Source organism: Pelagimonas sp. KU-00592-HH, from assembly GCF_040369695.1.
GTDB lineage: Bacteria > Pseudomonadota > Alphaproteobacteria > Rhodobacterales > Rhodobacteraceae > Shimia.
Window position 1 is genome coordinate 917,035 of record NZ_BAABWM010000001.1, and the last position, 26,797, is coordinate 943,831.

Genomic DNA, 26,797 nt, shown 5'->3' on the forward strand with positions numbered 1-26,797 from the left:
CGGGAATTAAGCCTGTCTTGCCACAGATCGCCCCAAGCGGCAACGTCCCGCGACGTGATTTCCCTCTCAAAGCCCCTTGCGGCCCTGCGACAGATCAGCTATTGCCCACTCCACCACAAGGTCGGCGAGTTGGCGGAGTGGTGACGCAGCGGATTGCAAATCCGTGTACACCGGTTCGATTCCGGTACTCGCCTCCATATTTATTCAAATCAACTTCTTAGACTTATCTGAAACCAAGTGTGCCACAGTAGTGGGGCACACTGAATGTGAGATTGCCTTCATACCTATCAACGCAAGAATTCCGCCGTATTGCTCCGCGATTTGTGGTTGCACGACCAACGGGATCGGTGCTGGCCGGTAGTGACCGTTCCACCGCGACACATGCGATAACGAAAGAGGCTTTGGCACACGACCTCGCCCGAGCGAAAGAACATGAATGCCACAGCTGAACCGGCTTTCTGGCGGTCTGATTGATGGCTCTGAGCCTATTGCCGTCCGCTTTGATAGAAGAACCTATCGGGGTCAAAAGGGCGATGCGCATTGTTGAAAACATTGGCGATGTGATCTGCGGCATGATGGGTCGTACATAAAACTGAGTTCAACCTCTCGGTGCGTCCGTACGACCTAGGTCAAGACGTTCCAGAACCGTTCGGCGGCATGCGACGCAAAGCTGCCAACCGGGCGACACAGGAATATTTCGCGCTGTTTGACGGGATCAAGGGGTACGATCGTCACTTCGGGGTGGTTTTCGGGAACCGCCATTTCTGCGACCACGGAAAGGCCAAACCCCGCACGCACCATGGCCAAGATCGACGTAAGTTGCAGGGCCGTATGCCGTACGTTGGGCTGAACACCCGCCCCACGAAACCAGTCCCTCACAAGGGGCTCGCTGCCACCTTTCGTCATTATGAACTCTTTTTTGGCGAGGTCCTCGGGTGTTACCGAAACCTTGCCAGACAGGGGGGAACCTTCGGGGACCAAAGCAACGAGCCGGTCCTTGGCCAAAGGAAAATAGTCCAAATCCACATCATTTCCCCCGGCAAGGGTCGCAAAGTCTACCAGGCCTTCTTTGACCGCGCGACTTGCATCCTGATCTGTCAGTTCGACAATTTCGATTTCAATTTCAGGAAGCCGCTGCCGCATACGTTTCAACAACGGCGGCAAAATACGGGTCGACGACGACGCCCCGAAGGATGCAATGCGTACCAGCCCAGCGCCGCGTTTTCGAATAACATTCAGACGGCGCACCAAAAGCGTCTCCATACCGATGCGCTGTTCGGCAAACTCTGCAAGAAGTTCGCCCTCGCTGGTCAATTTGACGGGGCGCTCATCGCGGCGCAGCAAAGAAACCCCAAGGGTCGCCTCTGCCTTTGCCAGAACCTTGCTGACCGCAGGCTGAGACACATTCAGCCGTTCAGCGACCTGTGTGAGGTTGCCGGTTTCGCGTAGTTCAGGCAGCACGCGCCACAAAAGATCAGGCAAATCCTGCAAAGCTCACCCCAATCATAACTAAATAGAATTTTAATATTCCCCATTATTCCACCATGAAGAGCCATCCATCAAGAGGCTCCAATGACTTATTCCCTGAATCCCAACGTCTTGAACCTACCAGCCAACCCGCTGCGCCGGATATTTGAGCAAGCCCGCCCTGGAATGATCAATCTGGCCAGTGGCCACCCGAACCCGGTGTACTGTGACAGCGCAGGCCTTGAGGCCGCAAGCCAGCTGGCGGCACAGGATCAAAGCTCCTGGCGGTATGGTGCAAGCAGTGGCGATCCAGACCTCATCGAAGCCCTGTCGCCCTGGTTGACGCATGCAGATAACACGTCGTCCTTGATCACTTCTGGCGCGCAGCAGGGTATCTTCCTGGCCTGTCAGGCTTTGGGACAATCTGGACAAACCCTTTTGGTACCTGATCCCGTTTACCCGGCGGTTTTGTCAGTTGCGGTTTTGCTCGGTTTGGACATCATGCCGTACCGTGTGTCATCTGTTTCCGCGGCACTGGAAGATGTCAAAGCCACGACAGAAACGCAAAGCAACCTGTGTGCCATTTATGTCCTGCCAACATTTGCAAACCCGAACGGTGACACGTGGTCTCTGGAAGAGCGGGATGCGCTTTTGGATATCTGCGCAGCTGCAAATCTGCCAATCATCGAAGATGATCCCTATCGCGAGCTTTGGTTTCAAACCACACCGCCCGCACGCCTGATAGAGCGCGCCGCCGAACGCGGTCTTGATCTGCCTGTGCTGAGCTTGGGCAGCCTTTCCAAAATCGTTGCCCCCGGATTGCGCGTGGGATGGGTTCAGGGCCCAATTGCTTTGGTTTCTGCAATGACCGCGGCGCGTCAGGCAGCAGATCTTCAGCCAAACTCTTTGGCGCAGCGTGTGGCGCTTCACTACCTGTTGTCCGGCTCTCTGGAACCGCATTTGGCCAAAGTCCGCGGCGAATACGCCCAGGCGCACCATGATTTTGCATCCGAACTGGAAAACGTCGGCTTCACTCGGCTCGCCGTTGCTGGGGGCATGTTCGTCATGCCACACCTGCCAGAGACGACACGGCTGGAAGGGCTGATTGAACACATCAACGCAGAAGGACTTCTGGTAGCCCCGGGCAGTGCTTTCGCCATTGATACATCCACGCCGTCCCGACAGCTGCGTCTGTGTTTTGCGTCGCTTCCGCGCCAAGACTTGGCGAAGGCTGGCAAAAAACTGGCAAAAGCGGTGGAGACCTGGTCATGAACCCCATTCTGCTGGCACTTTTGCCCGATGGCATGTTGATTGCCCTTGGCGCTTATTTGCGCCGGACGGTGTCCGCTCAGGCCTGGGCTCAGCTTGACAAACTGAACTTCCAAATCCTGTTTCCGGCTTTGATCTTCAGCGCAGCGTCTGGGCGCGCCACGTCCCTATCCGACCTCGCCATGATGGGCGCAGGCGTTTGGGGGGTCATTTTCCTTGGGTTCCTTTTTGCACTGTTGCTAAGACCCTGGGGGCCAGAAAAGTTTCTCGATTTCGCAGGCCTTTGGCAGACAGCATGGCGGTTTAATGCCGCTATCGCGCTGGTAGCCGTTCAGGCGCTGCCGCCGGAAACAGCGGCCTTGATGTCGGTCGCCATTGGCTGCGCCGTTCCCGTTGCAAATCTGCTTGCTGTCGGCGCTTTGTCCCGCGGCACATCGATGCCGCTCGCAAAAACAGTCATGATGGTCGCAACGAACCCGTTTCTTCTTGCCAGCCTCGCTGGTGTTATTGTGGCTTTGAATGACCTTCACATACCGGTCATTCTGGACGCGTTTGTGTCGCGCTTGGCCTATGCCGCAGTCCCGCTGGCATTGTTATCTATCGGCGCGTCGCTGGACTTTGGTGCATTCGCGCGGCTCAATCTGTTTCAGACCGGTCTGAATGCAATCAAACTGTTGCTCTTGCCTTTGTCGGCGCTGGCATTGACCAGCCTGCTTCAGATGCCGCCAGCCCCTGCCGCCGTCCTAATCATTTTTGCCGCTCTGCCCACGGCATCGGCGGCCCATGTGATGGCTTCTGCCTTTGGTGCGGACCGGGGAATGGTCGCAAACCTGATCGCCCAGTCGACTTTGCTTGGCTGCCTGTCGCTGCCCTTCTGGGTCGCGGTCGCCGTGCACGCATCGCAATAGGTTTATCCTCTGCCACCAGTCAAAGGCAGGTCAGGTGAAAAAGAAAACACCCTCCGTCAGATTTGGCGGAGGGTGATTTGCCTTAAGGATGCCCTGCGAAGGCACCGTCACGTTTAACCGCATCGGGAACGGCTTCCCGAATCTGCGCAAGGCGTACACATTTTGTGCGAGCCCCTACATCGCCTTCGGTTCCGCCCCTCACAACAAGAGCAGCAACTCCGATATGGTGGCCTTGTAGCGATCCACGATCCTGTCACGGGCGATATGGCGTCCCTGCCTGACCATATGACGCCCCGCAGACCAGGTGTCCGTGACCACGCCGTCAGCCGCCGCAAAGCACAGACCGTCCAAGAGTTGATCCCCTCGCAGGGCACACAGCGCGGGATCGGTGCTGTCAATCGCCACCAGATCCGCCAACTTGCCAACCGCAACCTCCCCGGCGTCGCGCCCAAGGGCCTGCGCCCCGCCAGTGGCCGCACCGGTATAGAGAAACGCGCCGACAGACCCCGCCCCCGCCACCATCACGTTGCGTGCCTGATCACGCAGGCGCTGGGAATACTCCAGCGTCCGCAACTCTTCACTCAGCGAAATTCGCACGTTTGAATCCGACCCGAGACCAAACCGCCCCCCCTGGCCGATATAGGTCGGGCCATTGAACGGGCCATCGCCAAGGTTGGCCTCGGTAATCGGGCAAAGCCCTGCGGTGGCGCCACTTCGGGCCATGGCGATTGTCTCGGCCTCGCTCATATGCGTCGCATGGATCAGGCACCAGCGGTCGTTCACCTCTGCGTGGTCCAAAAGCCAGGCCACGGGCCGCTGGCCCAATTTGGCCTCGACGTCAGCCACTTCCTGCACCTGTTCCGAGATATGGATATGCACCGGCCCCTCTGGCACCGCCTCAAGCACACGTGCCAGATCGGTCGGGCTTGTTGCGCGCAGGGAATGCGGCGCGATCCCGACCCGTGTGTCGGGCGGCATGTCCGAAAGGCTGCCCTTGCACGCATCAACCAGTTTCAGGAACCGGTCAACATCATTGGCAAACCGAAGCTGTCCCCCCGCCAAGGCCTCCTGATTGACGCCGCCATAGGAATACAGAACCGGCAGGTGCGTCAGGCCGATCCCGGTCTCGCGCGCGGCCGCAAAGATACGCTCACTCAGCTCCGACAGCCTGCCATATCTCGCGCCTCCCTGCTGGTGGTGCACGTAATGGAATTCGCCAACCGAGGCATAGCCCGCCTCCTGCATCTCCATGAACACCAGCGCGGCAATCGCCTCGATATGATCAGGTGTCAGGTGCTCGAGAAAGCGATACATCAGGTCACGCCAGGTCCAGAAGCTTTCCTTTCCGGCAGCACGGAACTCAGTCATCCCCGCCATCGCCCGCTGGAACGCATGGCTATGAAGGTTGGCCAAGGACGGCAACAGAACATCCACGCAATAGTCGTCAGGACCAACCGAAACGCCTTCGTCCAGCGCCGCAATCCTGCCGCCGTCACAGGTCACGCGGCAATCGGATCGCCAGTCCTGACCGACCAGCACCTGTTTGGCAAAAATCTTCATGCCACCCTCTCCTGACGTGTTGTCCTGCGCCGTCGTCTTCACCCAAGAATGCCCGGCAGACGCAGCCCGTTGACCCGCGCACATTCCTTGGCGCTCTCGTAACCGGCATCCGCATGCCGCCAGACGCCCGAGGCCGGGTCATTCCACAACACACGCTCCAGACGGGCGGCGGCATCGTCGGTGCCATCGGCCACGATCACCACGCCCGCATGTTGCGAAAAGCCCATGCCGACGCCCCCGCCATGGTGCAGCGACACCCAGGTCGCGCCAGAGGCCGTATTGACCAGCGCGTTCAACAACGGCCAATCCGAAACCGCGTCCGAGCCATCCATCATCGCCTCGGTTTCGCGGTTCGGCGAGGCAACCGAGCCGGAATCCAAATGGTCCCGCCCGATCACAACCGGCGCTTTCAACTCGCCATTCCTGACCATCTCGTTGAAGGCCAGCCCAAGGCGGTGGCGGTCGCCCAGACCGACCCAGCAAATCCGCGCCGGCAGGCCCTGAAAGGCAATCCGCTCGCGCGCCATATCCAACCAGTTGTGCAGATGCGCATTGTCCGGCAGCAGTTCCTTCACCTTCTGGTCCGTCTTGTAGATATCCTCGGGATCGCCCGACAGCGCCGCCCAGCGGAACGGGCCGATCCCCTGACAAAACAACGGACGGATATAGGCTGGCACGAAACCGGGGAAGGCAAAGGCATCTTCCAGCCCTTCTTCCAGCGCCATCTGGCGGATGTTGTTACCATAGTCCACGGTCGGCACGCCGTCATTGTGAAAGGCGACCATCGCCGCAACTTGCACCTTCATCGAGGCACGCGCCGCCGCCTCGACCTCCTTGGGCGCGGTTTCAGCCTTGGCGCGCCATTCCGAAACACTCCAGCCCTGCGGCAGATAGCCATTGATCGGATCATGCGCCGATGTCTGGTCGGTCACGATATCGGGGCGAATGCCACGTTTGTGGATTTCCGGAAAGATGTCAGCGGCGTTCCCGATCAGGCCCACGGATTTCGCTTCACCCGCCTTGGTCCAGCGGTCGATCATCTCAAGCGCCTCGTCAAGGCTGTCGGTCTTTTCATCCACGTACCGCGTACGCAGACGGAAATCGACCGACCTCTCATCACACTCCACCGCCAGACAACAGGCACCGGCCATCACCGCCGCAAGGGGCTGGGCACCGCCCATACCGCCCAGTCCACCGGTCAGGATCCATTTGCCCTTGAGATCACCGCCATAATGCTGGCGCCCGGCCTCCATGAATGTCTCATAGGTGCCCTGCACGATCCCCTGCGAGCCGATGTAGATCCACGACCCCGCCGTCATCTGGCCGTACATGGCCAGACCCTTCTTATCCAGCTCGTTAAAGTGATCCCAGTTCGCCCAATGCGGCACGAGGTTCGAGTTGGCAATCAGGACACGGGGCGCATCCTTGTGGGTTTTCACAATCGCAACCGGCTTGCCGGATTGCACAACAAGGGTCTCGTCCGCCTCGAGGTCTTTCAGGCTGTCGACGATCAGGTCAAAGTCCTTCCACGTCCGCGCCGCGCGCCCGATGCCGCCATAAACCACCAGTTCATGCGGGTTCTCGGCCACGTCCGGATGCAGGTTGTTCATCAGCATCCGCATCGGCGCTTCGGTCAGCCAGGACTTGGCAGTCAACTCGGGGCCAGTCGGCGGAAAAATATCACGCGTGTTGTGACGGGGATCAGTCATGGCTCAGCCTTTCAGCTTGGGGGCCAGATCGGCCAGGGTTTCAAGAATGGTTTTCAAAACGGGGCGTAGGCGGGCCGCCTTGATCGGGTCATAGCCCCAGCCTTCGGTTTCATCGTGCAGGTGGGTCGACTGCGCCAGTTCCATCTGGATGGCGTGCAGGCTCTCTTCGGGGCGGCCATAATGTCGGGTGGTCCAGCCGCCCTTGAAACGGCCGTTGGTCACACTGGTAAAGCCCCCGGCCCCACCACAGATTTCCGCCACCGCCGCCTCGATCTCGGGCGCACAGGTGGTGCCAAGGTTCGTCCCGATATTGAAATCCGGCAAGGTGCCCTCGAACAGATGCGGGATCACCGACCGGATCGAATGGCAATCATAAAGGATCGCGATGCCGTGAATGTCGCGCACCCGCTGCAACTCGGCCTCAAGTGCCGCGTGATAGACCGCATGATAGGCCAGCCGCCGCACTTCGATCTCGTCCGCGTCCGGTGCCTCCTCCCAGATCGGCGTCCCGTCAAAATCGGTCAGCGGCACCAATCCCGTCGTGTTCTGGCCGGGATAGAGCGAAACCCCCGAAGGATCGCGGTTGGCATCCACCACATAACGATGAAACGTCGCCCGCACCGTGCTGGCACCGGGCAGCACCTGCTCATAGAGCGTGTGAACATGCCAATCCGTATCCGAAAGGCTCTGCCCGCGTGCATTCAGCCGCGCAAAGATATCGTCCGGCACCAACGTGCCCGTGTGCGGCAGCCCAAGCACAATGGGGCAACTGCCCTCATGAACCTCGACCGCCATCACATGGCCCCCTCGTGCAACAGCGGCAGGTCAAGCCCCGCAAGGATAGCACCATCCGCCACCAGATCACGCGCGGTCTCAAGGTCCGGCGCGAGATAACGATCCTCGGCGATCTGCGGAATATCCTCCCGCAACCGCGCCACCACACCCTGCAACGCCGCGCTGGTCTGCAAGGGTCCACGGAACTCGACACCCGCGGCGGCACACATCAACTCGATACCAAGGATATACTGCAGGTTCTGCGCCATCTTGGTCAGACGCCGCGCCCCATGCGCCGCCATCGACACGTGATCCTCTTGGTTGGCCGAGGTCGGCGTGCTGTCGGTCACACACGGGTTCGCCAGATGCTTGTTTTCACTCATCAACGCGGCCGAACTCACCTCGGCGATCATCAGCCCGGAATTCAGACCCGGATCAGGGGTCAGGAACGGCGGCAGATCAAAACTCAGCGCCGGATCGACCATCAGGGCAATACGCCGCTGCGAGATCGCACCGATCTCTGCCGCCGCCAGCGCAATCATGTCCGCCGCGAAACCGGCAGGTTCTGCGTGAAAGTTCCCCCCCGACACGATCAGCCCCGCCTTGGTCAGAACCAGCGGGTTGTCCGTCGCGGCATTGGCCTCGACCAGCAGGGTCTGCGCCGCCTGCCGAAGCACATCCATCGCCGCCCCCGTCACCTGCGGCTGGCAGCGAATGCAATAGGGGTCCTGCACGCGGGTGTCGCCATCCCGATGGCTCTCGCGGATTTCCGATCCATTCAGGATCGCGCGCATGGTATCCGCCGCCTCGATCTGGCCACGATGCCCACGCAACTCGTGGATTTCCGGCTGCAAGGGCGCGGTCGACCCCATGATCGCATCGGTCGACATAGCCGAAATAACCAGGGCATTCTGCGCCGCCTGCCAGACCTGGAACAATCCCGCCAGCGCGTTGGCCGTGGTGAACTGCGTACCATTGATACAGGCCAGCCCTTCCTTGGGCCCCAGAACCACAGGCACAAGCCCCGCCCTGCGCAGCGCCTCGCGACCGGCAAGCACCACACCTTCGAATTCGGCCTCGCCTTCCCCGATCATCACCGCTGTCATATGCGCCAGCGGTGCCAGATCCCCCGACGCCCCCACCGATCCCTGCGCGGGGATAACGGGTGTTACACCCCGCGACAGCATGTCCTGCAACAGCGCCACCAATTCCCAGCGCACACCAGAGGCGCCGCGCCCGAAGGACAACAGCTTCAGCACCATCATCAGCCGCGTCACCTCACGCGGCAAAGCCTCGCCAATCCCACAGCAATGGCTCAGGATCAGATTGCGCTGGAGGGTCGCCGTATCTTTGGCCTCGATCTTGAGGCTGGCCAGTTTGCCAAAGCCCGTGTTCACCCCGTAAACCGGCGCATCCCCCGCCGCCGCTTCCGCAATGCGCGCGGCGGCCTCTTCCACAGCCGGACGGCAGGCAGGGTCGAGGATGACAGCAGCTTCAGTCCAGTAAACTTCGGCCAGATGGCCAAGGCTCGCAGCCCCCGGTATCAACGTAAGAGCGGTCATTCTGAACCTCCGAAAATCCGCTTGTAGAGCGCGTTAAAACCAACGCGATAGGACAGCTCCGCAGGCGTCGTCACATCCCAGATCGCAAGGTCGGCCCTCTGCCCCGGCGCAATCACGCCGCAATCGTCAAGCCCCAGCGCCCGCGCCGCATTGCGTGTCACCCCCGCCAGCGCCTCTTCCGGCTTCATGCGGAACAGGGTGCAGCCCATGTTCATCGTCAAAAGCACCGAAGTCAGCGGCGAAGACCCCGGATTGCAGTCCGTGGCCAATGCCATCGCAACACCGTGTTTGCGTAGCAGGTCAATCGGCGGCACCTGTGTTTCGCGCAGGGTGTAAAACGCCCCCGGCAGCACAACACCAACCGTGCCGGCCGCGGCCATGGCAACCACCCCGTCCTCGTCCAGATACTCGATATGGTCCGCCGACAGCGCGCCGTATCCCGCCGCCATCTTGGCCCCGCCAAGGTTCGACAGCTGCTCGGCATGAAGCTTGACCGGCAATCCCAGTTCCTTTGCCACGTCGAACACACGGGCCATCTGTTCCGGCGCAAAGGCAATCCCCTCGCAGAACCCGTCCACCGCATCGACAAGCCCTTCGGCGTGGGCGGCCCGCAAGGTCGGGATCACCACCTCGGCGATATAGGCATCCTCGCGCCCCTTGTATTCAACCGGCGTCGCATGAGCGCCCAGATAGGTTGTCTTCACACGGATCGGGCGCGCCTCTGCAATCTGGCGGGCCGCGCGCAACATGGTAAGTTCGGTCTCACGCTCAAGCCCATAGCCGGATTTGATTTCCAGCGTGGTCACACCCTCGGCGATAAAGGCATCCACACGCGGCAGCGCCTCTGCCACCATCTGCTCCAACGTCGCCGCCCGCGTCGCCGCAACAGTGGACACGATGCCGCCACCAGCACGCGCCACCTCTTCATAGCTGGCCCCGTTCAGGCGCATCTCGAACTCGTTGGCCCGATTGCCGCCGAAAACAACATGGGTGTGACAATCCACAAACCCCGGAGTGACCAGCCGTCCCTCGAGGTCTTCCACCTCGAAACCGGCATAATCCGCCGGAACGTCCTTTTGCGGCCCAACCCAGGCCACCTGCCCACCGGCCACCACCACTGCGCCTTCGGGGATCAGCCCATAAGCCGCTTCACCTGTGGTCATGCAAGCGACCCGCGCGCCGCCGTAAATCTTGTCTGAAGACATCAGAATCTCTTCCCAATCCCAACTTGCCCGCATTTTGTCTTTTCCAATCTACTTTTGTCTACACAAAAAATGAAAACTCACAGAGATACTCACCCTCAGGGCCGCCCCACATCCACCTCTGCCTTTGCATAATTCCAATATGTCTATATTAATGACCCAGGCAAAAGACGTTCTAAAGGCAGCAAAACCCGTGTCCCAACCCCGCGAAACCCTGAGCTACCGAGACATCAAACGCGTGGTTTTCGACCGCATCCAGAACGGCGTCTGGGGGCCAGACAGCCTGTTGCCCAGTGAAACGGACCTCGCCGAGGAATTCTCAAGCACCCGCACCACCGTGAACCGCGCCCTGCGGGAACTGGCCGAAGAAGGCTACCTCGAACGAAAGCGCAAGGCCGGAACCCGCGTCCTGCACGCCCCTGTCCGCAAGGCGCAATTCGCCATCCCCCTCGTCCGCGACGAGATCGAGAAAAGCGGCGCAGCCTACCGCTATGCCCCCGTCGAACGGCAGGAAATGGCGGCCCCGGCCTGGCTCGTCGCCAAGCTTGATCTCCCCGCAGACAGCCGCGTCCTGTTTCTGAAATCCATGCACTTCGCCGACAACACACCTTTCCAGCTCGAAGTGCGCTGGATCGTTGTCGACAGCATCCCCGAAGTGCTCGACGCCGATTTTTCGACCATCGGCCCAAGCGACTGGCTGGTTCAGAAAGTCCCATTCAGCAATCTGGAGCTGAGCTTCCTTGCCACCAAGGCGGATGCGGATGTGGCCGAATTCCTCGATGCCGCCACCGGCGACCCGATTTTTTCGGCCCAGCGCACGACATGGCTTCGGGACAACCCGGTCACACACGCCCGCATGTTCTTTGCGCCGGGCTACAAGATGACCACCCTGATCTGATCGCGCCTAACCGGCCGCTTTCCCAGCCAGGTCGCGCTTACGCAACGCGCTCCAGATCGCCTCGATGCTGGGGCCAAGCGGGCTTTTTGGGCGGAAGGCACAGATGTCCACGTCCAGCCCCCATTCCACGCCGCCAATCGGGGTGATCTGCGGCGGGTTGCCGTCTTCCACCGCGCTTTGCGGCAGCCAGCCAATCCCGTATCCGGCTGCGATCACTTCCTTGAGCACATCCGACATGTCGCATTGAACGGTGATCTTGTGCGGCAATGGCGCCCGCGCTCGTTCCAGCACATGTTCGAACAGCCGCGCGAAATAGGCTTTCTGCGAATAGGCCACCATCGGAAACGGCTGACGCGCCGTGCCGGGAAACCCGAACGCCTCGCGCTTGGCCGCATTGCGCGTGGCATAGGGCTGGAACCGGTCCCGCCGGATCACGATGCGTTCATGCTGCCCAAGGCTGTCATGGGTCGGGATGGCCTTGCAGTCATGGGCAAACAGGATATCCGCATCCCCCGCCAGATACCGCCCCACCACGTCGTTCGTCGTCCCCACGATCACCGAAAACGAACTGTTGTGCTTGCGTTCCAGAATATCCAGCAACCGCTTGAATTCCGACCGCGCCAGAACGTTGGGCATCGCGATACGCACCTGCGACATGACCTCGAACTGGCTGGTGCGGATCGAGGCCCGCGCCTCGAACAGCCGGTCCACGGCAATCCGTGCGCTGTCGCGAAACTGCTCACCGGCCTCGGTCAGGCGCACCGGCGACGCCCCCTTGACCACAAGGGGCGTGCCCAACCACTGTTCAAGCGATTGGATACGCCGGGAAAACGCAGCCTGCGAGACATTGCGGAATTCAGCGGCCCGGGTGAAGTTCCTGAGTTCCACGAGAGCCAGAAAGTCCTCGAGCCACCGAACGTCCATGTCTTCAGTCCTTACAAGCCGATCGCCCGATAGTATTCGGCGATGCGGGCAATGGTTACCGCGTAAGCCGCCGTTCGTAAAGTGACCCCGTCCAGCGCCATTTTGCGGTCCATGATGTCGTCAAACGCCCGCACCATGATCTCTTCCAGCCCAGACCGCACAAGATCAATCTCGCGGGTTTCCTTGGCGATCTTGGCACGCTGGGTCTCTTGCAGGGGACGGCCCGCAATCTCTTCCAGCGCCGACACAAGCGCATTCCCCGAACTCAGGTTCTGACGACGATCCATCAGGCCGAACGGCAGGTGCGTGATGTTCTTCACCCACTCGAAATAGCTCACGACCACACCACCGGCATTCACATAGAGATCCGGAAGCACCACGATTCCGCGCCTGTTCAGGCAATCTTCGGCCTCTGCCGTCACCGGCCCGTTCGCCGCCTCCACGATCAGGCTATAGTTCACCTGCTCGCAGTTCTCTCTGGTAATCGCGTTCTCCTTGGCCGCAGGGATCAACACATCCGCCGCCATATAGGTCAGCCCCTCCGCACTCGGAACCGTCTTGGCCCCGTCGAAATCGGCAACCGATCCCGTCTCGGCCCGATGCGCGGCGACCGCCTCAACATCCAGCCCGCCTTCGTTGAAAATCGCACAGTCATGCTCGACAATGCCCACGATCTTGCAGCCGTCCTCCGCAAGAAACTTGGCCGCGTGATACCCGACGTTGCCGAACCCCTGCACAACAACCGTTAGTCCCTCTGGCGTTTTCTGCCCCGCAACGGGCGGCGTGTCGCCATGGGTAAGATAGGCGCGCAACGCATATTGCAGCCCCCGCCCCGTGGCCTCGACCCGCCCCTCGATGCCGCCCCGTGCCACCGGCTTGCCGGTCACACAGGCATTCTGGTTCAACGCATCCGACGATCCGATACGGCGGTACTCATCCGCCATCCACGCCATCTCGCGCTCGCCGGTGCCCATGTCGGGGGCCGGCACGTTGCGCCCCGGGTGGATCAGGTCACGTCGCGCCAACTCCTGCGTAAAGCGGCGGGTGATCTTCTCCAACTCATCCTCGGTCCAGGCGTTGGGATCCACCGCCAACGCGCCTTTCGACCCCCCGAACGGCACATTCACCAGCGCGCACTTCAGGCTCATCAGCGAGGCCAGCGCCTCCACTTCGTCGTGATTGGCATCCGGCGCATAGCGGATGCCGCCCTTCACCGGCTCGATGTGCTCGCTATGCACCGACCGCCAGCCCTGAAAGCTGTGAATACGGCCGCGCAGCTTGACGCCAAAGCGCACGGAATAGGTCGAGTTGCATTGGGCAATCCGCTCGGCCAGCCCCTCGGGCAGGTCGACATGGGTTACGGCGGTTTCGATGAAGTGCTGAACGCTGGTCAGGAACTCTTGCTGGCTCATGGTCTTTCCAATTGTCTCTGCCCCAAGGCCCGGGGCAATGCCGCAACGGAAACGCCAACCTCCTTTCAAAGTCCAATGCAACTATTGCATGGCCCATGCAGGTTCGTATGGCCACGGGCACGCCCAAACGGCCCATGATTTCACAACACCCTTGCCTGCTTGGCCTTTTCGCATCACGGTCATGCGACGCATGTCTTTCGCGAGACACCGAAGGAGGCCCCGAAATGGCGTCAGACAGAACACATTTTGTTTTCGTCATTGAAACAGGCTTCACGATGCAGGCGTTTTCCTCTGCCATCGAAGTGCTGCGCGTCGCGCGCAAACTGGGGGCCGATGACTTCGCCTATCAGGTCGCCGCGCTTGACGATGCTCCGGTCGCCGCCTCGAACGGGATCTCCGTTCTGCCCGATTGCCCGATCAGCGATCTGCCGCGCCACACCATTGTTGTCATCGTGTCCGGGGCCGGTGCCGACCGCACCACCAATCCCGATTTGATCGCGAAGCTGCGTCTCTGGAACCGGCAGGGCCACCCGATCTGGGCCATCTCGTCGGGCGTCGTACGCCTCGCACAGGCGGGCCTTGCCGATGGCGCCCGCGTCGCCGCCCACTGGGAGGACATCACCTACCTCAAGGAGCACCACCCCGAGGTCGAAATATCCACCCGCCTGTTCATTGGCGACGCCCGCCATCCCACCTGCTCGGGCGGTGGCGCGGCCTCGGACTTGATGCTTGATTTCCTGTCCCGCAGCGGGCGCACCGAACTTGTCGAAGAGATCGCCTCGCGGCTGATGATCGACGGTGTCCGCGACGGTCGCCTGTCGCAAAGCCTGCCCGAACAGATGCGCTATGCCACCGCCAACAAGACCGTCTTCGCCGCGATCCGCCTGATGGAAGCCAACACCTTCGATGCCCTTTCCATCCTCGAGATCGCCCGCCGCCTCGACATTTCCCAACGCCAGCTGGAACGATTATTCAACGCGGAATTTGGCAAGACACCGGCCATCGTCTATGCCAAACTCCGGCTGGGCGAAGCCCGGCAAGAGGTGCTCGCCGGCCGCCGCCCCTTGATCGACATCGCCCTCGATTACGGCTACCAGCCCCGCCAGTTTTCCAAATCCTACCGCAAGGTCTTTGGCCTCCTGCCGTCTGATGACCGCAAAGCCAACCAGCCCCCGGTGTCGTGATCCCCTCCCCCTGATGTCGAGAAAGCGCCCTCGCCCGGCAATCTCCCCTCCTAACCTCATGGGATACAGGGGAGAAACACGATGGCACGACGTGGTCAAAGACGACAGACAAGGAGCATCCAGCCACAAGCAACGCACTCCGGCCCGGTGCAGTCCCATATCGCGCCCGTTGAAATCCTCTCTGCCGATCAGGTCGATGCCATTCACCACGCCTCGCTCCGCGTGCTTCAGGAAACCGGCATCGAGATCATGTCGCCCGCCGCCCGCACCCTCTTTCGCAACGCAGGTGCCGAGGTCGACGAAATCAGCGAACGCGTGCGGCTCGCGCCCGAGTTGATCGAGACAACGATCGCCACCTGTCCGGCACAATGGACACTCCATGCCCGAAACCCCTCGCGCAACGTTCCGATCGGGGGCAACTGGCTTGCCTACTGCAACGCCACCACCCCGCCCTATGTCAGCGGCCCGAACCTGCCCCGCCAACCGGGCAGCTTGAAAACCTTCACCGAGGCCATTCGCCTGTGCCAGTCTCTCGACCAGATGCACTTTTTCTACGGCTACCCCGTGGAACCACAGGACCTCCCTGTGCCCACCCGCCACCTTGATGCCTACCACGCCCTTGCCACCCAGACAGACAAGGTCTGGCGCGCCTATGCCATGTCCGACATGACCGACGCGCTGGAAATCGCCCGCATCGCCCGCGGTATTCCCCACGATCAGTTCGCGCAGGAACCCAGCCTCCTGCTGAACTGCAATACCAATTCGCCGCTAAAAATCGACGGCCCCATGTGCGACGGGCTGATCGCCATGTCCTCACGCGGACAGCCGGTTGTCATTTCCGCCTTCACAATGGCCGGCGCGATGGCCCCTATCACGATGGCCGGGGCCCTGGTGGAACAAAACGCCGAATGCCTTGCCGGAATGACCCTCACCCAACTCGTGAAACCGGGCGCACCCGTGATCTACGGCGCCTTCACCTCGAACGTTCACATGCGCTCCGGCTCGGTCGCCCTCGGCACGCCGGAATATGCGCAGGCGGCCATCGCCGGCGGCCAACTCGCCCGCCGCTACGGCGTGCCCTACAAATCCTCGAACGTGAACAGCGCCAACGCGCCCGACGCCCAATCCGCCTATGAGAGCATGAACGCCCTCTGGGCCACCCACATGGGCCATTGCAACGTCATGGCACACGGCATCGGATGGCTGGAATCCGGCCTGACCTTCAGTTTCGAAAAGGCGATCATCGACGCCGAAATGCTGCGCATGATGCAGGCGTTCCACACCCCGATGGACCTTGGCACAGAGGCCCTCGGCGTCGAGGCCATCGCCCGCGTCGGCCCCGGCGGTCACTTCTTCGCCGACCAGATGACCCTCGATCGCTATGAAACCGCCTTCTGGGAACCCATGCTCAGCGATTGGCGCCCCTTCGACGCCTGGGTCGAAGCCGGCAGCAAAACCGCAACCGAACGCGCGGGCGACATCGCCCGACACCTTCTCGACAGCTACCAAACGCCCCCCATCGACCCGGCCATCCGTGAAGAACTCGACAACTACGTGGCCAAACGCAAGGAAGACCTCTCATGACCACTCACGCCCGTATCATCATCATCGGCGGCGGCATCGTCGGGGTCTCCACCCTCTATCACCTCGCCAAGGCAGGCGAGAAAAATGCCCTTCTGCTCGAGCGTCGCGAACTCACCTCAGGGGCCACCTGGCACGCCGCCGGAAACGTTCACACCCAATCGGCATATGCCAATCTCTCGGCGCTTCAGGCGTACTCCCTGCGCCTTTACGACGGTCTGGCCGAGGAGGTGGGTCAGGAAGTGGGCAGCCACGTGGTCGGCGGCTTCTTCCTGGCCCAAACCAAGGAACGCATGGAAGAGTTCAAACATCTGGCCGGCAAGTTCCGCGGCCTCGGGCTGGAATATGAACTGGTCACGCCGGATGAGATCAAGGCCAAATACCCGCTCCTCAACGTCTCCGACCTCGAAGGCGGCGCATGGGACCCCGAAGAGGGCTACGTCGATCCCTACTCCGTCACCATGGGCCTCGCCGCAGGCGCACGCAAATACGGCGGCACCATCCGCCGCAACACCCAGGTTGACAGCATCACCCGCCTGCCTTCGGGCCACTGGCGTCTCACGGCGGGCGACGAGGTCTTCGAATGCGAAATCCTCGTCAACTGTGCGGGGTTCTGGGCCAACGAGGTCGCGGAAATGGTCGGCACCCGCCTGCCCATCACCAACATGGAACACCAGTACCTCGTGACCGAAACCATGCCCTCGGTCGCCGCCCTCGGCTACGAACTTCCCATGATCCGCGATTGCGACAGCCAGTACTACCTGCGCCAGGAGGGTCAGGGCCTGTTGCTTGGTCCATGGGAACAGGACTGCCGCACCGCCTGGGACAAACGGGGCGGACGCGCCCCGTGGTCCTTTGGCCAGGAACTCTTCGAAGACGACTGGGACCGCCTTGCCGACGGTCTTGGGGCCATCTTCCACCGTGTCCCCGACCTCGAAACCGCAGGCATCAAGCGCGGCGTCAATGGCGCGATCAGCTTCGCCCCCGACGGCCGCCCGATGATCGGCCCGATGCCCGGCGTGCCGAACTTCTTCGTCGCATGTGGCTTCTTGGGTGGCATCGCACAGGGCGGCGGCATCGGCCTCGCCATGAGCCAATGGATTCTCGAAGGCGAAAGCGAGCTCGACCTGCATTTCATTGACGTCGCCCGCTTTGGCGACTGGACCACCCGCGAATTCGCCCGCGAACGCACCCACGAAATCCTGCCCATCCGCTACGAACTCATCTACCCCGGCATCGAACGCGAAACCGGACGCCCGCTGAAAACCACCCCGATCTACAACGATCTTCTGTCTCACGGTGCCGTCATGGGGCAGGCCTACGGCTGGGAACGCCCCCTCTGGTACGCCCCCGACGGCACGCCCCCCAAGGACATCCCGAGCTTTCAGCGCCCCAACTGGTGGGACCACGTCGGCAACGAAGCCCGCGCAATGGCCAACGGATGCGGCCTTTCGGAAATGTCATCCTACGGCAAATTCCGCATCAGCGGCCCGGACGCCCATGCCTTCCTCGATCATATCGGCTCGGCCAAGGTACCCGCCAAATCCGGCAGGATGGCCCTGTCGCTGCTGCTGAACGATCGCGGCGGCATCGTCGGAGACGTCACCATCGAAAACAGCGGCGACGGCAGCTTCTACCTCGTCGGCGCCACCCTTGGCGTCGCCCTCTACCAACGCTGGATGGAAGGCCACGCAAACGGCTTTGGCGTCCGCATCGAAAACGTCACGGACCAGTTCGCCGCCATCGGCATCGCAGGCCCCAACAGCCGCGCGCTTCTGAACGCCCTCTCGGAAGGCGCATTTGGCGACTTCCCCTTCATGACCTCGAAACAGGTCGAAATCGGCCGCATCCGCTGCAAGGCGCTGCGGGTCTCCTATTCGGGTGAACTCGGCTGGGAACTCCACTGCCCCATGCTCAACCAGAAAGCCCTCTTCGATGCCCTCATGTCCGAGGGCCGCGCCCACGGCCTTACCCTGATGGGAGGACGCGCTATGGGCATGTTGCGGCTGGAAAAAGGCTACCGCAGCTGGGGCGCGGAAATGACCACCGAAGTCACGCCCCATGCCGCCGGTCTCGAGCGGTTCTGCTCGACCACAAAACCCTACATCGGGCGCGCGGTGGTCGACGCCCAGCGCGACACACCACCCACCAAGCGTTTCGTCACGCTCGAGGTCGACCCCGAGGCCCCTCCCTGCTGGGGCACCGAACCGATCCTGAAGAACGGCGCGCTCATCGGCTATGTCACCTCCGGTGGAATGGGCTGGCGCAGCGGCAAGATGCTTGCCGTTGCATGGGTCGACGCCGATCAGGCCCGCACAGGCGATCAACTCGAGGTCCAGATCCTCTTGCAAACCTACCGCGCAACCGTCGTGGCCGACCCGGTCTACGATCCGCAAAACACAAGGCTTCTGGGCTAGATCAGAAGATGAAGTCGGCGTCGGAATAGTCTTTGCCAACGCCGACATCGGCAAAACTGACACCCACAAGCAGGATGGTATCCGCACCATCAACGATCTGCGCAGTCCCCCCGACGTCAACAAGATGCGCCCCGACGAGATCGTTGAAATCCACGATATTGGTAACGCCGGACAGGTCGATCTTCTCGCCATCAACCGCGTCGAAATCGATCACCTCGTCCTGACCAAAGCCATCACCGAAGACAAAAACGTCATCGCCCAGCCCGCCCTCAAGCGTGTCATTTCCGTTTCCGCCTTCGATCTGGTCCTTGCCGCCGGAACCGAACACCGTGTCGTGACCGCCCCCGCCCTTCAGGGTATCCACCCCATTGCCGCCCTTGAGCGTATCCGCGCCATTGCCGCCAAGCAGGCTGTCGTTCCCGCGCCCGCCAAGCAACACATCCGCCCCGGAATTCCCGGTCAGGTCGTCCGCCCCATCACCGCCCTCAAGCGAATCCGAGCCAAGCCCGCCGGTCAGGGTGTCGTTCCCGAGACCACCCAACAGCGTATCAAAACCGTCGTTGCCCTTCAGGTCGTCATCACCGTCATTGCCGTCGATCCAGTTCGCATCCGAAGACCCTTCCACGGTATCCGACGCCGCGCCGCCCTCGATGTTCTCGATATTGACAAGGGTGTACTGCGGTCCAGTGCCAGACCACTGGTAAAACCCGTTCTCAAGATCCATCAGCGCCGTAAACGTCGTGATCCCCGAGAAATCCCCAAGGTCCGTTCCGGCACCCCCGTCAAGATGATCCGATCCCTCGCTCTGCACGATGCGCAGGATGTCATCGCCGCCCTGGCCGAACAGGCTGTCGCCCCCGCCAAGACCACCCGTCAGATCATCATCGCCAGTGCCGCCATAGATCGTGTCGATCCCAGACCCGCCCAACAGCGTGTCATTGCCGGCATAGCTGCGCAGGATATTGTCGCCGCTGTTGCCCTCGATCCGGTTGTCCAGCGCATTGCCAAAGCCCTTGATGTCCCCGCCGCCGGTCAGCTCCAGATTCTCGAGGAAATCACCCAGCGTAAAGGTAATCGAAGACTGCACGGTATCGTCGCCGTTGCCATCTGTCTCAACCACACTGTCGCCCGAACTGTCGACAACAAACAGGTCGTCCCCGGCCCAGCCAATCATCTGGTCGTCACCCGAACCACCATCCAGATGGTCGTTCCCGTTGCCCCCTCGCAGCGTGTCATCACCGCCCAGACCCAGCAGCGTATCATCCCCGGCGCGGCCCGTGATGTCGTTGTCCGAGGCATTCCCCGTCACATGGTTGGCAAGATCGTTGGCCTTGAGATCAACACCGCCTTCGATCACCGCGTCTTCGATCTCCGCCTGGCCGGTGGTGTCCATATCCCAGCTCGCCACGTCCGAAATCAGCGTGTCATGGCCACCATCAGCCCCCGCTGCAATGTCGCCATTCCAGTTCTCGTCCACAACGTCCCCGGCCGAGGTCACACGATAGGTATCGTCTCCCATCCCGCCCGCCAGCGTATCGCCACCGGTCGCGGTCGAATGCCCGCCGTCCAGACTGTCGTTTCCGGCCCCACCTAAAAGCAGGCTTCCGCTGCCTCCAAGCAAAGGCAATGAGCCGCTGCCGACAAGCGTGTCATTGCCGCCCTCGCCGTGCAGCGTGTTCTGGCCAAAGACATCCTCGATCCAGTCATGCCCCGCCTCGCCGAAATGCACGTTTTCATTGCTGCCGTTCAGGTTTGGCCCCGTCAGCCCGATCAGCGTATCGCCAAAGATCGACCCCCGAAGGTTCTCGATCCCGCTCAGCACATCTCCCGCCGCGTGGCCGCCGCTTTGTACCGCAAGGTTCAGGTTCACCTGAACCGCTCCGTTGGACAAAAGATACGACGCCCGGTCCGTCCCGTCGCCGCCATCAATCGTATCTGCCCCGGCGCCGCCGTGAATGGTGTTATCACCGTCATTGCCGTCGATCACCTGCGCAAAGGCATTGCCATAAAGCAAAAGATCATCGCTGCCCGACGTGGCTTCGAGGTGTTCGATCTCGTCACCGATCCCAAGATAGAAATCCTCGGTGGCCTCGACCGTGTCATCACCATCGGCATCCACAATCACATCGCCCGTGGTCACGATATAGCGGTCATCCCCAAGACCACCGATCAGCGTATCGACATCCTGCCCGCCATCCAGCGTGTCAGCACCGCTTTCCCCCTCAAGGCTGTCCTTGCCCAGACCACCAAACAGCTTGTTGTCACCAAACCCGCCCAGAACCGTGTCATCCCCCGATCCCCCGCGCAGGGTGTCGTTGCCACCGAACCCGTTGATCAGGTCGTTGCCTTCCCGGCCATGAATGTCGTTGGCATCCTCGACGGTCGCCCCCGCGAGCGTGCTTTCGCCAAGGATCGTGTCATCAAAGGCCGATCCCTGAACATGGTGGATGCCATGCAGGAAATCCCCCTGCGCATGGCCGCCGTTCTGGCGATTGAACGACAGGTCAATCTGCACCGCCGCGTCCGATTGCAGATAGCTGGCAACGTCATGACGGCCGTCCCCGACAATCGTGTCGGCCCCCGCCATGCCTTCCAGCGTATTCTCAAAGAACTCGTCGATATCCGACATCTCGGCGATCAGGATTTGGTTGTACTCGTTCCCCGTCAGGTCCGCCGTCAACAGGCTGCCTTCCTTGACCGCCCCAAGCTGAACCCCGGCCTGAATGGCCGCCGCCAGCCCGTCGTAATTCTGCGTCACTCCCGCCAGCGTGATCGCCACCAAAAGGTTCTGCCACGAATAGATCGAAAGCACTTCGATCTCCTGGCCAGCGGTCAAAGCGTGATCGTCATCCGCCCAGACAAAATCAATCCCGCCGCCGTTGAACTCATGCACGACGTCAAGAACATCAACCTTGTAGTAATCGTTCTCTGCACCGCCCCACAGATCGTCCGCACCAGATCCCGCATACAGCGTGTCGCTCCCGAAACCGCCGGTCAGAACATCGTCACCGCTGTCCCCGAAAAGCTTGTCATCGCCAAAGTTGCCAAACAACGAGTCATTCCCGCCGCCGCCACGCAACTCGTCATCTCCCTTGCCTCCGGTCACGAGATCACCACCACCATGGCCGTAAACCGTGTCATTGCCATTGTTGGCATAGATCGTGTCGGCACCGCCGTAGCCGTAAAGACCATTGTCCTGCGCATTGCCGTTGATCAGGTTGTCCATGCCGTTGGCAAAGGCCGTGGTCGCCGAGTTGAACAACGTGATCCGCTCGATGAAATCGTCCATGCCCCGCAGGTCGACCGAAACATAGGCCTTGAGCCAGTCATAGCCGCTGTCGCTACCCTCGGCGATTTCGCCATTTTCGTTTTCGTTGACCCGTATGTTCGTGGCGCGAACGATGTAGATATCGTCCCCCTCGCCCCCGACAAGCGTATCGCCGCCCGCGTTGCTTTCGAGGGTGTCATCACCATCATTGCCAAACAGAATCTGAAGATGCGAGCCCCCGACAAGGCTGTCGTTGCCACTGCGGCCAAAGATGTTGCCATCGCCCTGCGATCCCTCGACCGTGTCGTCATGGGCCGAACCATCGAGGTTTTCAAAACCCGAGAGAACATCCCCAAGCGCATGGCCGCCAAACTGCAAGGACGCACCAAAATTGATGTCGATCCCGGCATCACTGGCCACATAGCTGACCCAGTCGATACCATCGCCCCCTTCCAGCGTGTCCGCTCCTTCCCCCCCGTCCAGGAGATCGTTGCCAAGACCACCGCGCAACGAGTCATCGCCGCCATTGCCGAAAAGCCCGTCGTTGTCCGCACCGCCCTTGAGCGTGTCACCCAACATCGCACCACTCAGCACGTCATCGCCATCGCCCCCCGAGAAATCGACCGAAATCGCGAGATGGGTGGCCACCGAAATGCTGTCGCGCAACAGCTGCCCGTTGCCCTTGATATGGCTGACGTTGCTATAGCGTTCCGTATAGCCGTTGATGCTCAGGTCCACCTTGCCGGTCTCGACCGACTGATCCACCGTGATCGCCTCGGCAATATCGAAATTTGGAACAAGAAGGTTCCGATCCCCCGCGCGCCCACCGGTGTGCAACGTCATGGTGCCGCCCGACATCTTGGCCAGGTCCAGATCAATGCCGGGGCTGTCAAAACCAAAGTTCCCAAGCGTGACACGCGGACTATCCCAGCGCCAGATTTCGCCAAGAATGGTATCCACCCAGGCCGAGAACCCCGCCGTGATCGACCCCGAGGCATCGAACATCGAGAACGGGTTGGTGGTCAGCGCCGCGATGAACTCGTCGTAATAAAGCTTGCCCGCCGTACTGCCCAGATTGTCATCCAGATCAAGGTTGATGACACCCTGAACATTGCCACCGCCCCCGATCGAGGCGACAAAGGCGTTCAGCTCCAAACCAACCTGCACGCCGGAATTCAGAACAATTTCGGCCTCGTTCGGATCATCCACGATGTAAAGCCCGTCCAGCGCATCAAGCGCCGGATCAAGAAGCCCCCGCGTATCAAACCCGAAATCAAGGTTGATCGTTGCATTGGCAAACCCGTCGATATCAAGGAACACACCGGGGAAAACGGGCACCGAAAACAGGTTCTTGTAGTTCTTTGGACCAATCGAAATCTCGGGCAAGTCGATCGACACCAGATCGGCGGGCGCCCCCAGCAAAAGGTTCATCCACTGCGACGGGTCCGTCAGGATCGGCAAACCAAAGATACCGTCGTTGATCATCGAATCCAGGATATCCGCGCCGGTGTCGCCACTGCCCCCATCCGTCGCGTCCCAGCCACTGCCGCCCAGACCGTTCAGCACGGTTTGAAGGTTATCCGCCAGCCCCCCGAACTGCGCCGTGACGGTGGCAAGATCAAAACCGGGAAGCCGGATATCCGCCGTTCCCAGATCGACATCCCCAAGGATCAGATCGCCCTGCGAAAATCCGGTGCTGTCCAGAAAATCCGCCCAGTCCGCGACATCCTTGGCCAGTTCGACAACCGTCTCGAACGGGCCGGTGTCCAGGTTCGGGAACACGAACTTCATCACGTCGATCAGCGTCACCCGCCCATCGCCGGTCTTGTCAAAGACACCGCTCAGCCCCGGAAAGTTTTCAAGCAGCTTTATCGAGGCATCCAACACGTTCAGGATCGGCCGCAGCGGCTCAAGCAGCTTGTCCAGCTGCTCGATCAATGGCCCCGCGAAATCCTCCATGAAACCGCCAAGGTCCATCGTCACGGTCTCGAACGACACATCGGGGCGGTCCCCGAACGTCGTGTTGGTGTCCGCCACGTTGATGGTCGCATCGGCGAAAGACCAATCCACGTTCAACTCGGCCCCGATCGGCGGCGTCATGTCGCCCTGGCTTTGCGCCGTCAGCCCCACCTGAAGCGATGCCGTCCCGTCCAGTTCCGCATCCAGCGTCGCACTGCCCAACTGCGCAAGGGTCAGGCTGTTGCCCGCCCCCTGCAGATCAAGCGAGATGGACCCGCTCAACCCCGTTCCCGCATCCAGCGCATCAAACCCTTGCCCCGCAAGCGTCAGCGAGGGGTCAAACGTCGCATTGGTCAGATCAAGATCGATCGAGATATCATTGGCCGCAGAGGTATCCAGAAAGAACCCCGACCCGCCAGTCGCGAAATCCAGATCGAAATCAAACACCGTCGACAGCGTCCCCGACCCGCCTCCGACCGCTCCAAGGCCGGCCGTCCCCAGATCACCCGCAAGACCCTGCAAATAGCTGCCTGCGCCTTGCGTCTGCACCGCGACATGCACCGCACCGCCCTGAACCGTCACCGACAGCGTGGTGCCGGTAAAACCGGCCGACGCCAAAGCCGCATTCAGCGCCGTCTCGACCGCATCCGCGCCATGGCTCCCGCCCGCCGCGAGAATATCCAAGGCGTCGCTCAGCGCCGTGCCCAACGCCTCGACCATCTGCAACGCGGCTTCCCCACCCTGTTCCGCCGCCAGCAACCCACTCCCGATCAGCGGCAGGGTCTCCGCCAGAACCTCTGCAACAACCCGTGCGTGCAGGGTGTCGAGTGCCGCTTCGATCCCGTCAGCGAGCGATTGCAACTGCGCCGCGGTGATCGTCGGGGGGCTGGAATGGGCCACCTCCCCCGCGCCCGAGGCCATGCTTTCCCCCTCACCGGCCCCGGCATCATTCAATTCGGGGGAATCACCCGCCTTGCCGGAACGCGGGCCACCCTGCCCGTCCAGATCCGCGACAGTGAACTTCGGAAAATCCAGAACAACCGGCTCCGCCCCGCCAAGCACCTCGATCCGGACACCGCTTTCTCCGACAGTCAGGGTCAGCTCAAGCGCCGCGCCGTCCTCGGCGCTCTCGATCCCCGAAACACGCAGTTCAAACCCGTCTTCCCCCAACGCCGACGCGACCTCGGCCCCGACCACGCCCGCCTCATCCAACGCCGATGCAACCGCTTGGTCCAAATCGGGAAATCCAACCTCATCCCCGGCATAGGACCCCATGACGGACACCAGAACCGGCAGGATTTTCTCGCGCAGGATATCGGGATAGGCCAGCCACTCTGCCCGCAATTCGGACAGGGTCAAAGGCGAGGATTTGCGGGGAAAAAGGGGAAGTTTGCCGGCACTGGAATCGAGCATGAAATCTGTTCCTTGATGAAACGCGATACAAAACAATAACGGGCAAAATCCCGTACCAAACAAAGGGGGGCGCGTTGTGTAAAAAGTGCGAAGTCCCTTAAAAATAAGGGCTGGAACCGCTTTGTGTCAAACGTTTCAGATCACGTCGCGCCGCCTGAAATCACCAAGGTCAAAACAAAAGGCAGGGTTGTTGCACAAAACCCTGCCCCTCGAAAACGCTTCTGATTGAGTACGCCTACACACCCTTGCCCTGCGGAATGACCTCGTATCCCGGTTCTTCCGGCTCATCATCCACCATCTCCGGCGGAAAGCCCGGCGCGCGGATATCAAGACCCGTGGCATCCTCGAGACGGCGGATGATGTTCGGCGACAATTCCCGCTCGCCATAGCGCGCAATACCATCCTCGAAGATCTTCACCATCATCGGGCTGATCTCCAACGGCACATTGGCCCGTTCCGCAATCTCCTGAAAAAGCCCCACATCCTTTTTTACAAGGTCCATCGTAAAGGAAATGTCGCGGCTCCCGTTCAGGATCACCTGGCTTTCGGTCACATGCGAGAACGAATTGCCCGAGGAAATCTTGATCGCCTCGTATGTGGTGTTCAGGTCCATCCCCGCCGCCGCAGCCGTCACCAGCGCCTCGGCATTCGCCACGAGATGCACCGTCGCCAGATAGTTGGTCAGCACCTTCAACACCGAAGCAGACCCAAGTTCACCAGTGTGCAAGATACGCCGCCCCATCGTGGTCAACAGCGGCAGGATGCGTTCGAACGTCGCCCGATCACAGCCCGCGAAAATCGCGATATTGCCCGTGTCCGCCCGATGGCACCCGCCCGAAACGGGGCAATCCACGGCCGCCCCGCCGCGTTCGATCACCATCGCCCCCAACCGCTTGGCCTCGGCTTCGTCGGTGGTCGACATCTCCATCCAGATCTTACCCTCACGCACCTCCGGCAACATCTCTTGCATCACCGCGTCCGACGCGGCGGGCGACGGCAGGCAGGTAATCACGGCATCGCAGTCGCGCATCATCTGCGCCGGGCTGTCTCCTGCGGTGGCACCTTTTGCCACGAACGCCGCCACCAGATCGGCATTCAGATCATGCACCGTCAGGTCGATCCCGTTGCGCAGAAGGCTACCACTCAGCTTGCCGCCCACGTTCCCAAGCCCGATAAATCCAATCTTCATGCGCGCATCCCTCCCGCAATGGCCGGCGCGTAAGGCCGGAAACCCTATCTGATACGCCACTCTAAGAAGATTGTTTTCAGAAAGTGAAACGAATAAAACAT

The 26,797-nt window shown here is 61.1% G+C and carries 16 protein-coding genes and 1 tRNA gene; 7 read left to right on the forward strand and 10 right to left on the reverse strand.

Annotated features, from left to right (window positions below; genetic code table 11):
* The first annotated feature begins 123 nt into the window (after nucleotides 1-123).
* Nucleotides 124-197 (forward strand) — tRNA-Cys (locus ABWV42_RS04520).
* Between the two features lie 427 nt (nucleotides 198-624).
* On the opposite strand, the gene ABWV42_RS04525 is transcribed toward ABWV42_RS04520, so the two are convergent.
* Nucleotides 625-1,461, reverse strand: coding sequence for a LysR family transcriptional regulator (locus ABWV42_RS04525; protein ID WP_353339062.1), 837 nt, complete (start codon nucleotides 1,459-1,461; stop codon nucleotides 625-627).
* A 111-nt stretch (nucleotides 1,462-1,572) separates the two neighbouring features.
* Between ABWV42_RS04525 and ABWV42_RS04530 the strand changes: the two genes are divergently transcribed.
* Together ABWV42_RS04530 and ABWV42_RS04535 are read left to right on the forward strand one after the other, a co-directional pair.
* Nucleotides 1,573-2,739 carry an aminotransferase-like domain-containing protein gene (locus ABWV42_RS04530; protein WP_353339063.1) on the forward strand — a complete coding sequence of 389 codons (1,167 nt, stop codon included), beginning with the start codon at nucleotides 1,573-1,575 and terminating at the stop codon, nucleotides 2,737-2,739.
* On the forward strand, nucleotides 2,736-3,644 hold the full coding sequence (locus ABWV42_RS04535; protein ID WP_353339064.1) for an AEC family transporter: 909 nt from the start codon (nucleotides 2,736-2,738) through the stop codon (nucleotides 3,642-3,644). Before ABWV42_RS04530 ends, ABWV42_RS04535 begins: the two co-directional genes overlap by 4 nt.
* A 198-nt stretch (nucleotides 3,645-3,842) precedes the next feature.
* Here ABWV42_RS04535 and ABWV42_RS04540 read toward each other — a convergent pair whose 3' ends face one another.
* Genes ABWV42_RS04540 through hutI form a run of 5 tightly spaced genes read right to left on the reverse strand, consistent with a single transcriptional unit; the run spans nucleotide 3,843 to nucleotide 10,454 of the window.
* Nucleotides 3,843-5,204 carry a formimidoylglutamate deiminase gene (locus ABWV42_RS04540; protein WP_353339065.1) on the reverse strand — a complete coding sequence of 454 codons (1,362 nt, stop codon included), beginning with the start codon at nucleotides 5,202-5,204 and terminating at the stop codon, nucleotides 3,843-3,845.
* A gap of 38 nt (nucleotides 5,205-5,242) precedes the next feature.
* On the reverse strand, nucleotides 5,243-6,913 hold the full coding sequence (gene hutU, locus ABWV42_RS04545) for a urocanate hydratase (protein WP_353339066.1): 1,671 nt from the start codon (nucleotides 6,911-6,913) through the stop codon (nucleotides 5,243-5,245).
* A gap of 3 nt (nucleotides 6,914-6,916) precedes the next feature.
* Nucleotides 6,917-7,711 carry an N-formylglutamate deformylase gene (hutG, locus tag ABWV42_RS04550; RefSeq protein ID WP_353339067.1) on the reverse strand — a complete coding sequence of 265 codons (795 nt, stop codon included), beginning with the start codon at nucleotides 7,709-7,711 and terminating at the stop codon, nucleotides 6,917-6,919.
* A complete protein-coding gene (hutH, locus tag ABWV42_RS04555; protein WP_353339068.1) occupies nucleotides 7,708-9,249 on the reverse strand; it encodes a histidine ammonia-lyase in 1,542 nt (513 codons plus the stop codon). The genes hutG and hutH overlap by 4 nt, the downstream gene beginning before the upstream one ends.
* Nucleotides 9,246-10,454: an imidazolonepropionase gene (hutI, locus tag ABWV42_RS04560; protein WP_353339069.1), complete on the reverse strand. Its 1,209-nt coding sequence runs from the start codon at nucleotides 10,452-10,454 to the stop codon at nucleotides 9,246-9,248. The genes hutH and hutI overlap by 4 nt, the downstream gene beginning before the upstream one ends.
* 151 nt (nucleotides 10,455-10,605) lie before the next feature.
* On the opposite strand from hutI, the gene hutC reads away from it, so the two are divergent.
* Nucleotides 10,606-11,349 (forward strand): histidine utilization transcriptional repressor HutC, encoded by a 744-nt coding sequence (hutC, locus tag ABWV42_RS04565; RefSeq protein WP_353339070.1) that lies wholly within the window; start codon nucleotides 10,606-10,608, stop codon nucleotides 11,347-11,349.
* 6 nt (nucleotides 11,350-11,355) lie between these two features.
* Here hutC and ABWV42_RS04570 read toward each other — a convergent pair whose 3' ends face one another.
* Nucleotides 11,356-12,273 carry a LysR family transcriptional regulator gene (locus tag ABWV42_RS04570; RefSeq protein WP_353339071.1) on the reverse strand — a complete coding sequence of 306 codons (918 nt, stop codon included), beginning with the start codon at nucleotides 12,271-12,273 and terminating at the stop codon, nucleotides 11,356-11,358.
* A gap of 11 nt (nucleotides 12,274-12,284) precedes the next feature.
* A complete protein-coding gene (locus tag ABWV42_RS04575) occupies nucleotides 12,285-13,685 on the reverse strand; it encodes a Glu/Leu/Phe/Val family dehydrogenase (protein WP_353339072.1) in 1,401 nt (466 codons plus the stop codon).
* A gap of 224 nt (nucleotides 13,686-13,909) precedes the next feature.
* Between ABWV42_RS04575 and ABWV42_RS04580 the strand changes: the two genes are divergently transcribed.
* From ABWV42_RS04580 to ABWV42_RS04590, 3 genes are all read left to right on the forward strand, one after another.
* Nucleotides 13,910-14,869: a GlxA family transcriptional regulator gene (locus ABWV42_RS04580; RefSeq protein WP_353339073.1), complete on the forward strand. Its 960-nt coding sequence runs from the start codon at nucleotides 13,910-13,912 to the stop codon at nucleotides 14,867-14,869.
* Between the two features lie 81 nt (nucleotides 14,870-14,950).
* The gene (locus ABWV42_RS04585; RefSeq protein WP_353339074.1) at nucleotides 14,951-16,453 is read left to right on the forward strand and encodes a trimethylamine methyltransferase family protein; all 1,503 of its coding nucleotides are present in this window, start codon (nucleotides 14,951-14,953) and stop codon (nucleotides 16,451-16,453) included.
* On the forward strand, nucleotides 16,450-18,867 hold the full coding sequence (locus ABWV42_RS04590) for a GcvT family protein (RefSeq protein WP_353339075.1): 2,418 nt from the start codon (nucleotides 16,450-16,452) through the stop codon (nucleotides 18,865-18,867). Before ABWV42_RS04585 ends, ABWV42_RS04590 begins: the two co-directional genes overlap by 4 nt.
* Before the next feature lies 1 nt (nucleotide 18,868).
* Here ABWV42_RS04590 and ABWV42_RS04595 read toward each other — a convergent pair whose 3' ends face one another.
* Nucleotides 18,869-25,507 carry a calcium-binding protein gene (locus tag ABWV42_RS04595; protein ID WP_353339076.1) on the reverse strand — a complete coding sequence of 2,213 codons (6,639 nt, stop codon included), beginning with the start codon at nucleotides 25,505-25,507 and terminating at the stop codon, nucleotides 18,869-18,871.
* 235 nt (nucleotides 25,508-25,742) lie between these two features.
* Entirely contained in the window at nucleotides 25,743-26,696 is a 954-nt protein-coding gene (locus tag ABWV42_RS04600; protein WP_255104463.1) for an NAD(P)-dependent oxidoreductase, read from the reverse strand.
* Nucleotides 26,697-26,797 lie beyond the last annotated feature (101 nt).

Bases quoted from the DNA above. Each gene is read 5' to 3' on its own strand.
- ABWV42_RS04570 (WP_353339071.1), bottom strand. From the start codon at position 12,273: ATGGACGTTCGGTGGCTCGAGGACTTTCTGGCTCTCGTGGAACTCAGG.
- ABWV42_RS04540 (WP_353339065.1), bottom strand. From the start codon at position 5,204: ATGAAGATTTTTGCCAAACAGGTGCTGGTCGGTCAGGACTGGCGATCC.
- ABWV42_RS04600 (WP_255104463.1), bottom strand. From the start codon at position 26,696: ATGAAGATTGGATTTATCGGGCTTGGGAACGTGGGCGGCAAGCTGAGT.
- ABWV42_RS04585 (WP_353339074.1), top strand. From the start codon at position 14,951: ATGGCACGACGTGGTCAAAGACGACAGACAAGGAGCATCCAGCCACAA.
- ABWV42_RS04580 (WP_353339073.1), top strand. From the start codon at position 13,910: ATGGCGTCAGACAGAACACATTTTGTTTTCGTCATTGAAACAGGCTTC.
- hutH (WP_353339068.1), bottom strand. From the start codon at position 9,249: ATGACCGCTCTTACGTTGATACCGGGGGCTGCGAGCCTTGGCCATCTG.
- hutI (WP_353339069.1), bottom strand. From the start codon at position 10,454: ATGTCTTCAGACAAGATTTACGGCGGCGCGCGGGTCGCTTGCATGACC.
- hutC (WP_353339070.1), top strand. From the start codon at position 10,606: ATGACCCAGGCAAAAGACGTTCTAAAGGCAGCAAAACCCGTGTCCCAA.
- ABWV42_RS04535 (WP_353339064.1), top strand. From the start codon at position 2,736: ATGAACCCCATTCTGCTGGCACTTTTGCCCGATGGCATGTTGATTGCC.
- ABWV42_RS04590 (WP_353339075.1), top strand. From the start codon at position 16,450: ATGACCACTCACGCCCGTATCATCATCATCGGCGGCGGCATCGTCGGG.
- hutU (WP_353339066.1), bottom strand. From the start codon at position 6,913: ATGACTGATCCCCGTCACAACACGCGTGATATTTTTCCGCCGACTGGC.
- ABWV42_RS04595 (WP_353339076.1), bottom strand. From the start codon at position 25,507: ATGCTCGATTCCAGTGCCGGCAAACTTCCCCTTTTTCCCCGCAAATCC.
- ABWV42_RS04530 (WP_353339063.1), top strand. From the start codon at position 1,573: ATGACTTATTCCCTGAATCCCAACGTCTTGAACCTACCAGCCAACCCG.
- ABWV42_RS04575 (WP_353339072.1), bottom strand. From the start codon at position 13,685: ATGAGCCAGCAAGAGTTCCTGACCAGCGTTCAGCACTTCATCGAAACC.